A 12,857-nucleotide genomic window follows, 5' to 3' on the forward strand; every position below is an offset into this window, starting at 1 on the left:
GTTTTTATTTTTCGGGTGCCAGGCAGCGAACGTACTGGTCCTTCATACGCAGGCTTTGGCATGCCCAGCCCCAACCGTCATAGATTTCTTCATCGATGTTTAGCGTAATGGTTTCATCTACATATTCATTCCCGTTTTCGATCCGGAGCGTGTGTTCATCTTCCCATTCCAGATGGTTATGTCCATGATACTCGGCGCGATAAATGGTTTTTACGGTGGATTCATTCGGATCATTTGTTTTCTTCACATCCACCCAGATGGTGACTCCACCTGCCGCACCACCATAAGGCACGCCGTAAATCTCGGCGGTATATTCTACGTTCCGTGAAGGCATGGAGTAGCTCAGATCTCCTTGTTGGGAACGATCAAACGTGGAGAAGTACGGGCGAAGCCAGAAATACAGCAATACGGCGGCGAACAGAGCCAGAATCAGTATCGAAAATGCGGTGAATATCGGATGTCGGTGTATCCACGATTTTGGTGATGAGATGTTTGAAGAGTCACTAGCATGTGCATGTTGTTTCGACATCAATAAAACGGCCCTCCTTTAATGGCAGTGGGATCAAACGATATACGGTAATGGATATGTAGGTATACAAATGTCTTTTCTGTAAGCTAATCATTAATTGATGGTAACATATTGTAGATATAATTAATAACAAATAAGTTAAAATAATCCTTAACCAAGCAAGAGCTTAATTAATTGGAGAAAGAGTGTCTTGTTAGCAAATTCAGGACTTGAAGAAGCAGTTGGAGGTAGTAGTTTGATGAGGAATGTTTAACTTGGATAATGGTGGTTGATGCTGCAATTAAGTATGCCAAGCATGGTATAATAGAAAGAAACGGAGTTGATGGTCAGATGTCTGATTTGCTCGATCCTCGAAACGATTTTGTTTTCAAGCGTATTTTTGGCAGTGAAGAAAATAAAGATGTACTGCTGGTTTTCTTGAACCGAACGTTTGCAGAATCGGGGGAACAGCCGCTGACGGAGATTGTACTCCTTAATCCGTATACCGATAAAGATGCTCCGCTGGATAAACAGTCCATATTTGATATTTGGGCGAAAACAGCTGAAGGTAAATTGATCAACATTGAGATGCAGTTATTTAATAAATACGATATTGAAAAACGGACCCTATACTATTGGAGCAAGCGTTATTCCAGTCAGTTGCAGGAAGGCCAAACGTACAAGGAACTGAAAAAGTGTGTGACAATTAATATTTTAAATTACTCGTTTATCGAAAATGAGCGTTATCATAATGTATTTCATCTGAGGGAAGACCATACTGGACTTGAATTGAGTGATGATCTCGAAGTTCATTTTATGGAGCTGTCCAAGCTGGATGATCAATCCGTTCCGATGGAAGGTGGTCTGATTAACTGGCTTTTGTTCCTGAAAGGTGCTGACAAATCCAATTGGGAGGTGTTGCAAATGAATGAACCTACATTGAAGAAAGCGATGGATACGCTTGAGTTTCTGAGTCAGGATCGTGAAGCACGTCGTTTGTATGAAGAGCGGCAGAAGTATTTGCACGATGAAGCCTCGATGATTGAGTGGGCTACGGAGAAGGGCATTGCTAAAGGTATAGTGGAAGGCGAACAAAAGAAGGCGATCGAAATTGCAAAAAATATGCTTTCATTCGGCATCGAAGTTTCGGTCATTGCCAAAACAAGTGGTCTAACCGAGTCTGAGGTTGAGGCATTGAAAGATTAGCAACGCAACCTACAGAAAAAAACTCGCTCCCACAAACAATGAGAGGTGCTGCAAATGAATGAACCTACATTGAAGAAAGCGATGGATACGCTTGAGTTTCTGAGTCAGGATCGTGAAGCACGTCGCTTGGATGAAGAGCGGCAAAAGTATTTGCATGATGAAGCCTCGATGATTGAGTGGGCTACGGAAAAGGGATTAGCGGAAGGTGAAAAAAGAAAGGCGATTGAAATAGCTAAAAATATGCTTTCATTCGGCATCGAAGTATCTGTCATCGCCAAAACAAGTGGTCTAACCGAGTCTGAAGTTGAGGCGCTAAAAGATTAGCAAATGCACTTTAAATCCAAACAATCGTATTGCTCCCAAAAGGGCAGGCGGTTGTTTTTTTATTTGACCTAGAATGTTCAATCACACCAGATTCTATTTGTAATCTTTCTGATCACTTAGGTTATACCGCTGTTACACAGTTGCCGAAGATCGTTTTACATGAAAACGCGGTTGCTCATTCGGGTCTGGGCCGTTAAACTAAAGGGAGCGGCGTTTGCTTGACGGACAAGTCATGAGAACGCCATTTTGTTGTCAAGGATGCGGTATAAGCCGCTTTCGGATGTCAGAATCGGATCGGACCAAGCTGGTGGAAGAACACCGGTGATAAGTAAGGAGTCTTTACATGAGTGTGCAAACACCTACATTAGAAGAAGCGCAGGGTCTCCTGCAAAAATATTATGGCTACCCCGACTTTCGTGAGGGACAGAAAAAAATCGTAGCCAGCCTGCTCGAACGCGAAGATACACTGGGCATTATGCCAACCGGAGGCGGGAAATCGATCTGTTATCAGATCCCCGCTTTGTTATATTCGGGTCTGACGCTTGTCGTCTCCCCGCTGATCTCATTAATGAAGGACCAGGTCGATGCACTGACGACCGCCGGAATTGCTGCCGCGTATATTAATAGTACACTTAGCGGCAAAGAAGTGAATGATCGCATCCGCGCGGCGCAGCGCGGTGAGCTGAAGTTGCTCTATGTCGCGCCTGAGCGACTGGAGCTGGACTGGTTCCGCGAGGAGATGGGCTATTTGCCAATCTCTTGCGTTGCCGTGGATGAGGCCCACTGTGTGTCACAGTGGGGGCATGATTTTCGGACAAGCTACCTGGCGGTAGCGCCGTTTGTGGACAGTTTGCCGGAGCGGCCGGTGGTTGCGGCCTTTACGGCAACAGCGACGCCCGAGGTCATGGGCGATATTTTGCGGCTGCTGCGTTTGCAGGACCCGCAGACGTATGTGACCGGACTTGGGCGGGATAATCTGGCGTTCAGCGTGCTGCGCGGCGAGAGCAAGAAGGACTTTGTCCTGAATTACGCGCGCGAGCACGCCAGCGAGCCGGGGATTGTATACGCCGCGACCCGTAAGGACGTGGACGATTTGCATCAGCGTTTGCTGCAGGCGGGATTGCCCGCGGGACGCTACCATGCCGGGATGACGGACGATGAACGGGCTCAGAGCCAGGAAGCTTTTTTGTACGATGATATCCGGGTGATGGTGGCGACCAATGCGTTCGGGATGGGGATTGATAAATCCAACGTGCGTTATGTCTTGCATTACAGCATGCCGAAGAACATGGAAGCGTATGTGCAGGAAGCCGGTCGTGCGGGACGGGACGGAGAGCCGAGCCAGTGCATTTTGTTATTCGGGGCACAGGACATTATCACCCAGAAGTTCCTGATCGAGCAGAACCCGATGGAGGGTGACCGCAAGCAGAACGATTATCGGAAGCTGCAGCAGATGGTGGACTATTGTTACACGACGCGTTGTCTGCGCAGTGCGCAGCTGGATTATTTCGGTGAGGTGCATGAGGACAAGCCGTGCGGTATTTGTAGTTCATGTACGGACGACCGTGAGCTCGTGGATATGACGATTGATGCGCAGAAAATATTCAGCTGCATTCACCGCATGCGTGAACGGTATGGTGTATCGCTGGTCGCTTCGGTGCTCAAAGGCTCCCGTGCCAAAAAAGTGCTCGATTACGGCTTCAACTCCCTGCCAACCTATGGCGTGATGGGTAATCGTACGGAACGTGAGATCGCGGAGATCATCAACGTCATGGTATCGGAAGGGTATCTGATGCTGTCCGAGGGGCAGTATCCAGTTGTTCGTTTGCAGCCACTGGCGGTGGAAGTGCTCAAAGGTCAGCGTGAAGTGATGCAGCGGGTGGTCCGCAAGACGGCGGCGACGGCTTCGGGTACGAACTATGGCGGACGTCGTGGACGCGATGCAATGCCATCTGCGGTTAACGAGACGGTATTTGAGCAGCTTCGTCTGATCCGTCGTGATCTGGCGGCGAAAGAACATGTGCCGTCGTACATTATTTTCAATGACGCGACCTTGCGCGAGATGAGTGTGGTATGTCCACAGACAGAACGTGACATGCTGGATATTAAAGGGGTCGGTGAGGTTAAGTACCGCAAGTATGGATTGCCTTTCCTCGAGTTTTTCCAGAAGCAAACGGGCGAAGACGTGGATACGGATGACGATGCGTTTTACGAGTATGATTGAGTGTGGATTTTGCATTGTGAATTGATGAATTCGCGCTTTCCAATATTTGAAGTTCATGTGCGCAAAGCTAAATGTTCGAAAAGATGATAGATATGTATTTAGAGGGGATCTTAGTACCTGCCGAAAGCCGGAGTACAATTGAGTGTCAGGAGCGGAACATGGAGCGGAAAAGCTAACGAATCTGTGACGTCTTATTAAGGGATTTGAAGTACCCACAGTAATCTAAGGAATCTGACACACGCTATATTGGTATAAACAGCCCTTTACAGCGTATTTGTCAGGTGATTTTGGTCAATAACGTGTCTGATATTCCTTACAAAATAAAAGGAGGACCCGAACGGCCAAATAAGTCGTCCACGGTTCCTTAGAAAATGGTCTGGACAATTCTCCAGATTATCCAGACTGGACTTCAAGGTGGCTTGGACCCTGGTATTCTTTTAACGTATCTCTTGGCTGAGTTTGAAAACACACCCTAGTAAGAGCTCGAAGGTTCGTCCATGATACGGGGGAGTGTCTGGCACAGGTTCGAGGCTAAAGCCTTAAGTCTCAAGGCAGTAATATGGGATAACGAATTGTGGATGGAATGCGAATGAGGTCTTTTACAGGTTGAAGTTGAGTTTGAAGTTGATTATGGTGTCTCTGCATTGTGGACAAAAAACGGCGGATTGTCTTTCAAAGGATGGACAGTGCGTTAGAAATGGCCGACAGCATCGTATACAGCATGTAGTTTGATTAAATGGATTTTTATACTGTATGTTGTGCTTTGGGTTTGGCGGGGTGTATATGTCTTTTTGAAAAGAGTGTCCACTCTTTGAAAGACAAAAGTTAGATATGTCCATGAGACGTGGAATGGCAATCCATAGAGGTTTGCATGAACAGCATCCGGGTCAGGATGGCTGTAGAGCTTTACTTTTACCAAAAAAATATGGTCTGGGTGTCCAGGCAAAGGTTGTGAACCATGAAGGTTATTCTTTCTACATTAAATGCAAAGTACATCCATACCTCTTTGGCCTTGCGTTGTCTGAAGGCGTACAGTGAGAAGGATTTTGATATTGACCTGGCGGAGTATACGATCAAGGACCCGGTGATGAATATTGTGTCTGATCTGTACCAGCGCGGCGCGGACGTGATTGGTTTCTCGTGTTACATTTGGAACATTGAAGAGACGATCAAGGTCATTGATAATCTGAAGAAGGTTATGCCTGACGTGAAAATTTTGCTGGGCGGGCCGGAAGTGTCCTACGACACGGAATATTGGATGAACCGGATTCCCAATGTTGATTTCATCGTAATGGGTGAAGGGGAAGAGACGCTGCATCAGCTTTTGACGGAGCTGGAAGGAAGCAAGAAGTTCCACTTTGTCTATGGACTGGCGTATCGCAAGGGGGAAGAAGTCATTCTCATGCCAGGACGGCCAAAGGCAGATCTGAACGATCTGCCGTCACCGCATCGATTTGAAGAGGATATCCCGGAGCTTGGGAAACGGGTTGTTTATTTTGAGACCAGCCGTGGATGTCCGTTCAGTTGTCAGTTCTGTCTGTCCAGTATTGAGGTCGGCGTGCGGTATTACGATATTGAGCGGACGAAGTCGGACATTCTGTACCTGATTGAGAAGGGTGCGAAGCTGATCAAGTTTGTGGACCGGACGTTTAACATCAAGCGGGATTATGCGCTCGAAATGTTCAAATTCCTGATCGAGAATCATCAGGGGACGGTGTTCCAGTTTGAAATTACGGCGGATATCATGCGTCCCGAGGTACTCGACTATCTGGCAGAGAATGCGCCGCCGGGTACATTCCGCTTCGAAATTGGGGTACAGTCCACGAATGATCCGACGAATGAACTGGTGAAACGCCGCCAGAACTTTACGAAGCTGAGTCGTACGGTGAACAAGGTCAAAGCCAGCGGCAAAATCGACCAGCATTTGGATCTCATCGCCGGACTGCCGGAGGAAGATTACAATACGTTCCGCAAAACGTTTAACGATGTATTTGCCCTGGGGCCTGAAGAGCTTCAGCTCGGATTTCTCAAAATGCTGCGTGGTACGGGGCTTCGTCTGGATGCGGAGAAGTATAACTACACGTATATGGATCACGCGCCGTATGAGATTCTGGGCAGTGACGTGCTGCCGTTCAGCGACATCGTGCGCTTGAAGCGGCTGGAAGATGTACTTGAGAAATACTGGAACGCACACCGAATGGACCATACGCTGAAGTATCTGATGGAGCAGGAGTTCGATTCGCCATTTGACTTCTTCCAGGCATTCGGGGATTATTGGGAGGGTCAGGGTTGGCAGAAGATTGGTCATCAGCTGGAGGATCTGTTTACTCGTTTGCACAGCTTCCTGGAGTCGCGGAATACGCCGCATATGGATGTTGTGCTTGGCCTGATGAAGCTGGACTATTTCCTCGGCCACAAGTACAAACCACGCAAAATCTGGTGGGAAGATCCGCTCCAGAAGGACCAGTGGGCGGGTTATATGAAAACGCTGGCTGAACGTCCGGAAGACGTTCGCCTGCCGCGTGTTGCCGGTGCCGCTGGCTCGGCATGGCTGGAAAGCAGCGGCACGAGTGCGATTGCCGCTGTGGGAAATGCGGCTGCTGCCGGGGAAGACTCTGCCGTAGATGCGGCGGGTGTGATCGGCAGCGATGGTGCAGCGTCGCTCGCTTCGGGCGACGCAACAGGGTCCGCCGCGGATGGAGCGGCGGACATGGTGGACGGCAACGCTTCGCGTGCGTTGCCGATGACCTCGGCCATGACCGCACAGACGGTCATGGGTGCCCGTGCTTTCGCCGACCTCGGTCTCGGCGAAAAGGAACTGCAGAAGCACACCGTATTGGATGTGCTTCCGTTCCGGCTTGAGCGTGTGCTAGCTGGCGCCAGCCCGCTTGCCGCGAAAGGCCGTACGCTGCTGGTCGTTGTGTACCAGCAGCATGAAGGGCAGCAGGCGCAGTATTACACGCTGCCGCTGGGAGAAGAAGCCGCTGCCATGTAGGTTGCAGCGGCATTGGGGAGCTGCATGGCCGATGGCTGCATGCAGTGGGGGAAGCACCATGGCTTTGCCGTTCTGGTGCAACAACAGTGAGCACCGCGGTTATGGATGCGGTCCAATCCCGTGAGGTGCTGCCCCATTGGGAGCAGCACCTCACCCTTACGCGGCTTGCCACTGCACAAGCCGCGCTCCGCTTCACCTTTTATCTAAACATATATGTTCCGAAAGCATCGGAAGGTCGTCTGATTCCCTAGTGGATGAAGAAGGGCCTTCCTTTTTGTTTTTCAGGTATAACAACTTCAAGCAAAGGAGAGCTTCAGATGACTAATAAGGCTACAACCAAGGAAACGATAACTATAACAGTAGGTTCCACTGATTCACTGCACATTCGCATCCCATACAACCTCGCATATATTCAGTGCATTCGCCAGATTACGGCCAGACGTTGGGAGCCCCAACTGAAAGTGTGGATCATCCCTTACACTATTGATGCTGTACAGGAGTTCATAAGCTAGTTCGATCCAAATGACGTTCATATTACCCCGGAGTTATGGATTGAGAGCGAAGATCTACAGCGCTGGAAAGCGAGTAGAGGAAACAATAACTCATGGAGCAAAGAACCATTGCAGAAGGCACTAAAGTTACGAGGATACAGCCGCAAAACAATTAAAGCGTATTGTAATCAGGTCGAACGTTTTCTGAAACATACTCCTTTTGAAAAAACGGATGTCACGACATCTAATTTACAGACGTATTGTCTAGACTTGCTTGAGCGAGGGATATCCCATTTAAGCGTGAATCAGACAATTAGCGCGCTACGTTTCTATTGTAAACATGTACTTCATCACCCTACGGATATCCAGTATATTCGTCCCAAAAAGCAGACCAAGCTTCCACAAGTATTGTCGGAAAAGGAAGTCGCTCAATTGCTCAAATCCGTAACCAATCCTAAACATAAGGCCATATTGTTTCTAACCTATTCTTCTGGACTTCGTGTAAGTGAAGTTGTGCGTTTGCGGTGCAGCGATCTTGATATTGAAAGGCAAACACTCATCTTGAGACAGGGGGAGGGGCAAAAGGATCGGAGAACGATCCTATCGAGTCTAGCGTGGGGTATGGTGCAGAAATACGTCACTGAATATAGACCAACTCGATGGCTCTTTCCAGGGCAATCTTCTGATCGGCATCTTACGGAGCGGAGTGTGCAGAAGGTTCTTGAAGAAGCCAGACAACGTGCAGGCATTGTGAAGAAGGTTAGTATTCATGTCTTAAGACACTCTTTCGCCACGCATTTACTGGAAAACGGAACAGACCTGCGCTATATCCAAGAGCTGCTTGGTCACACGAGTGCACGAACAACACAGCGATATACGCATGTTAGTACGAAGAATATTCAGCGTATTCAGAGCCCGCTGGATCGTTTGGATCTGGGAGATTGAGTGTTGCTATAAATCTACCTTTTTCACCAAATTTTTCTTCGCAAATACTGCACCATAGGTTATCATATACGTAGTTCACATATCATGCAGGGTGTGTGGTATTTACGAAGTACATAAATTAGATGTTATAGGAAATCAGCGCAATATGTTAAAAATCAACTAGCAGACAATATTAAATGTCTCTAAAAGGGGGATCAATAGTGCAAGGGTATAATGTGCTCATGATTTACAGCAAAGATATGGATAAATTACTTATGTGCAAGCGATCAAGGAATCCATATAAGGGTTTAAGTAATCTTGTTGGCGGTAAAATTGAACACGGAGAATCCGGCATTATGGCGGCATATAGAGAATTATTTGAAGAGACTGGCATATCTAATAAAGATATTATTCTACATCATTTAATGGACTTCAAATACTATATTCAAGAATGTTACGTGGAAGTTTATTTTGGCGAGTTAAATTATCATGTAGACGTCTACGGGGATGAAAATGAATTATACTGGTCCGATTTAAATAAGGATTTTTTCGATATGTCATTGTTTGCAGGTGAGGGTAATATTGGGCATATGATTGAACAAGTTAAGATGAGTAAGGATAAGATTCTTAAAGAAATTACTCTATAAGTTAACAAGGAATAAAAGACCTTTTGCATGTGAATCGAAGAAGGCGCTGACATCCTATAACACAAGTTTCACGCAGTGGACAATCGTCCTTGGTTGGAAGATGTCAATACAATAGAAGTAAATCACCAACACAGACTTCATCCTAAGATAAGAGCTATATAAGGATGAAGCCCGTCGTGAACCTTTGAACGTTATATGCAATTCCTGAGAAATATGTACAAGTTAACACAATAGCCGTGTTAAAATAAATTTAGCTAGATAGCTAACTAGAAAGGGTGCTAATTTTTGAGTAGAAAAGATTATTATTATGACAATAACGCTCCTAAGCCAAATTCTATTATTGCAGCAGCTTCGGCCATTGTGACTAATAGTGAAAATCAAATATTACTTCATAGAAGAAGAGACAATAATTCTTGGTCTCTACTTGGAGGAGCAATGGAGTATGGAGAAAATATTGAGAGAACTGTGATAAGAGAAGTGAAAGAGGAGTCTGGTTTAGAAGTTCGAGTAGAAAAACTTATTGGCATATATTCAGATCCCAATCATATAATCGAGTATTCAAATGGAGAGATCAGACAACAATTTTCAATTTGTTTTCATTGCATTTTAGAATCAGGTGAAATTAGTGTTAGCAATGAGTCTTACGAAGTTAGATTTTTTGAAAAAGAAGAAGTGTTTAAAGTGAATATGCATCCAGCACAAAAAATTAGGTTAGAGGATTTCTTCTCGAACTCTTCAAAATCAATGATTAGGTAGGGATTGGAATTGGAAAAAAATAAAAATGAATTGCTCGTATATATTGTTGTTTTACTTTTAGGGGTTATTGCTATTGTAAGTGGCCAATTCTTAGGAAACACTATCAATGGTATTTTCACTAGTATTGGAACATCTATACTTGCCTCGGCTATCATATATTTTTTGTTGAATCATTTCGTAGGTAGTCCTATTCTTCCTATAGTTTCGAGTTTGCAAAAGTTGGATTTGAGTTTGAAAGAGTCGGTGGAACTCTTAAATCAAACATCCAAAGTAGGTTTGATAGGGATATGGAGCAGAAGGATGTCAATAGATAACGAGATATGGATAAAGAAAATTAAAGAATCTAAGTCGACTATAGATATTTTAGGATATGCTGTTCATTTCCTTCCAGAGCATTATGAGTTCAATGAGCTGATTGAAACTAAAAACAAAGAAGGATGTCGTATAAGAATTTTATTAGGTAAGCCTGATGGCTACTACATAAAAGCAAGAAACGAAGAAGAGAAGAACGAAGGATCTATTTCTGACCGAATTAAAACAACGTTGGCCAGATTAAGTCCTTTACTAGAACAAGGATTTATAGAAATTAGACTACATGATGCACCACTCTACAATTCAATTTATAAATTCGATTCAGAAATGTTAGTGACTCCTCATCTTTATGGATTGAGAGGAGCTGCTGCTCCCTTAATGAATTTAAAGGAGATTGATAAAGGGATTTTTGAAATATACAATAAGCATTTTGAAGATATATGGTCTATTTCGGAAGATTATTCGCTATCAAAACAAGATTAAGAGATATTGATTTTGAAATAAGGACTTAGCGAAGAGTAGAATAAACTCTAGGCTGAGTCCTTATGTCAATGAAATATACTTCATGATAAATAAACCATTCAATTTATAACTTATTGAACCCAGGAACAGCATATAACATAATATTCATGCTGCGGACCTACGTCCTTGATCCGGCATTCGCCGGACACCCAGCACACGCTGGGTCGTGAATACAGGGACGTTATGAGATAGTGATGTAGAGGGGGATTATTCTAAATGATTCGAAATACAGTAAGAGCATTGATTATTCAGAAAGACAATCTTTTATTAATAAAGAAAAAGAGAGCAAATATAGGTGTTTATTATGTACTACCTGGAGGAGCTCAAGAAGAGAATGAAACATTGGAACAGGCTTTAAGTCGCGAGTGTATGGAAGAACTGGGTATCGAAATATCGAGTAGTAGGTTAGTTTGTGTAAGAGAATACATATCGCGCAATCATGAATACTCTTTCATAATGAAGGAGGTTCATTCTATTGATTTTATTTATGAGTGCAGCACTCATTTCCTAAATAATGAATTAAGAAGCCTACAAGCTGATGTTGGACAGGTTGGGATTGAATGGTTACCCATTAATGAAATTAAGAGGACAGTGTATAGGCTAGAAGAATCTTTAGAACATTGTAAATTTCCTAGAACAACTAATGAATTCTTTAAAGAATATTTTTCGGATCAAGTAATAAAACCATATTCTAGCGTAATATTTGAAAGTAATCCATAGAAAACATCATCATCTCATAACAACATATTCACGCATCGGGCATTCGCCCTCGGTCGCTAGGGAGGGATTTCGGGGGAGCTGAATCAGGCGACAACCCTGCACTGGCTAAGTCCGTCGACCCGCGCTTACGCGCTTAAGCCAGTGAGGGTTCGTGAATACACAACGTTATGTGAAACCTATGCAAAAGCAATTTACAATTATATATAATCTGATTCTAACAAAAAAAAATAACTTAAGAGGTGTTTTTATGAGTAAGCACAGTGACAATATTTTCTGTGAGTATACGATTAATTCATGGGAAGACTGCAGAAAGTTATTTAGAAGCATTGAAAAGTGGGTATTTAGGGGACAATCAAATAGTCAATGGTCATTACAAACTACATTAGAAAGAGGAGCTAAAATCAATAACTCTAATATTAGAGATATTCCAATGATTGAAAGAAAAATTATTGAAAAATTTCAACGTAGAGCTTTTCATTACTTGGAAAAGCCTCCAGAAGTAGAGAATGTTTTAGAGTGGTTATCTTTAATACAACATCATGGAGGACCAACGAGATTATTAGACTTTTCCTATTCATACTTTGTGGCTTTGTTTTTTTCAATTGATCAGGCATTGCAAGAATCTACTGTCTTCTGCCTAAATAAAAAGTTAATCAATGCGAAGGGTCTTGAAACAGAAAAATGGAGAGGTTTAGAGGATGAGAAGTATTTTGGGACAAGAAAATATTGTAATGAAAAATTAATTGAACAAACTTCAAGCCCACTTGTAATGTTAATTGAGCCCTTTAATATACATGAGCGACTCTCCAGTCAGCAAGGTCTATTCGCTATTCCATTTGAAGGACATCAAGCATTTGAATACAATCTGTCCTTAACTGTAAATAGATTTAGAAAGGAATTACCAATAAGTAAGATAATTGATAATCATGATGAAGATTTAATAGAGTTATTGAATCAGGAATGTGCATTGCTTAAAGTGAATATTCCAAAAGATTTTCATAATGAAATTAGAAGAGAATTAAAGTTAATGAATATATCTAGTGAAACTATTTATCCAGGAATTGATGGCTTTACAAAATCATTATATGGTGAATTTGATATAAATTATCGATCTTAACCTTGTAGTAATTCTAGATGGCATAGTAATTACATAACACGGTGTTAACGCATCGGGCATTCGCCCTCGATCTGGCAGAGGGAATTCGGAGAAGAGAGCAGCCAGACACAT

13 protein-coding genes are annotated in these 12,857 nt (G+C 43.9%); 12 read left to right on the top strand and 1 reads right to left on the bottom strand.

What is annotated here, in order from left to right; translation table 11 throughout:
• Window positions 1-4: 4 nt before the first annotated feature.
• The gene (locus BMY78_RS03200) at window positions 5-529 is read right to left on the bottom strand and encodes a DUF5412 family protein (protein ID WP_090894603.1); all 525 of its coding nucleotides are present in this window, start codon (window positions 527-529) and stop codon (window positions 5-7) included.
• Between the two features lie 330 nt (window positions 530-859).
• Between BMY78_RS03200 and BMY78_RS03205 the strand changes: the two genes are divergently transcribed.
• From BMY78_RS03205 to BMY78_RS03255, 12 genes are all read left to right on the top strand, one after another.
• Window positions 860-1,714: an Rpn family recombination-promoting nuclease/putative transposase gene (locus BMY78_RS03205; protein WP_090901965.1), complete on the top strand. Its 855-nt coding sequence runs from the start codon at window positions 860-862 to the stop codon at window positions 1,712-1,714.
• 54 nt (window positions 1,715-1,768) lie between these two features.
• Window positions 1,769-2,038, top strand: a complete 270-nt coding sequence (locus BMY78_RS03210; RefSeq protein WP_090894605.1) for an Rpn family recombination-promoting nuclease/putative transposase — start codon at window positions 1,769-1,771, stop codon at window positions 2,036-2,038.
• Window positions 2,039-2,381: 343 nt separating this feature from the next.
• Window positions 2,382-4,262, top strand: a complete 1,881-nt coding sequence (recQ, locus tag BMY78_RS03215) for a DNA helicase RecQ (protein WP_090894607.1) — start codon at window positions 2,382-2,384, stop codon at window positions 4,260-4,262.
• 958 nt (window positions 4,263-5,220) lie between these two features.
• Window positions 5,221-7,257: a B12-binding domain-containing radical SAM protein gene (locus BMY78_RS03220; RefSeq protein ID WP_090894609.1), complete on the top strand. Its 2,037-nt coding sequence runs from the start codon at window positions 5,221-5,223 to the stop codon at window positions 7,255-7,257.
• Window positions 7,258-7,343: 86 nt separating this feature from the next.
• Entirely contained in the window at window positions 7,344-7,508 is a 165-nt protein-coding gene (locus tag BMY78_RS32720) for a hypothetical protein (protein WP_177185637.1), read from the top strand.
• 66 nt (window positions 7,509-7,574) lie between these two features.
• Window positions 7,575-7,769: a hypothetical protein gene (locus BMY78_RS03225; RefSeq protein ID WP_090894611.1), complete on the top strand. Its 195-nt coding sequence runs from the start codon at window positions 7,575-7,577 to the stop codon at window positions 7,767-7,769.
• Between the two features lie 108 nt (window positions 7,770-7,877).
• The gene (locus BMY78_RS03230; protein ID WP_256221933.1) at window positions 7,878-8,693 is read left to right on the top strand and encodes a tyrosine-type recombinase/integrase; all 816 of its coding nucleotides are present in this window, start codon (window positions 7,878-7,880) and stop codon (window positions 8,691-8,693) included.
• Window positions 8,694-8,893: 200 nt separating this feature from the next.
• Window positions 8,894-9,319 (top strand): NUDIX hydrolase, encoded by a 426-nt coding sequence (locus tag BMY78_RS03235; protein ID WP_090894616.1) that lies wholly within the window; start codon window positions 8,894-8,896, stop codon window positions 9,317-9,319.
• Window positions 9,320-9,604: 285 nt separating this feature from the next.
• A complete protein-coding gene (locus BMY78_RS03240) occupies window positions 9,605-10,075 on the top strand; it encodes an NUDIX domain-containing protein (protein ID WP_090894620.1) in 471 nt (156 codons plus the stop codon).
• Window positions 10,076-10,084: 9 nt separating this feature from the next.
• Complete coding sequence (locus BMY78_RS03245; RefSeq protein WP_090894623.1) at window positions 10,085-10,870, top strand: DUF5919 domain-containing protein; 786 nt, start codon at window positions 10,085-10,087, stop codon at window positions 10,868-10,870.
• A 255-nt stretch (window positions 10,871-11,125) separates the two neighbouring features.
• The gene (locus BMY78_RS03250) at window positions 11,126-11,629 is read left to right on the top strand and encodes an NUDIX domain-containing protein (protein ID WP_090894626.1); all 504 of its coding nucleotides are present in this window, start codon (window positions 11,126-11,128) and stop codon (window positions 11,627-11,629) included.
• A gap of 151 nt (window positions 11,630-11,780) precedes the next feature.
• Window positions 11,781-12,746 carry an FRG domain-containing protein gene (locus tag BMY78_RS03255; protein WP_143067003.1) on the top strand — a complete coding sequence of 322 codons (966 nt, stop codon included), beginning with the start codon at window positions 11,781-11,783 and terminating at the stop codon, window positions 12,744-12,746.
• The last annotated feature ends 111 nt before the right edge of the window (window positions 12,747-12,857 follow it).

The organism is Paenibacillus sp. OK076, assembly GCF_900110055.1.
In the GTDB taxonomy this organism is placed as follows: domain Bacteria; phylum Bacillota; class Bacilli; order Paenibacillales; family Paenibacillaceae; genus Paenibacillus.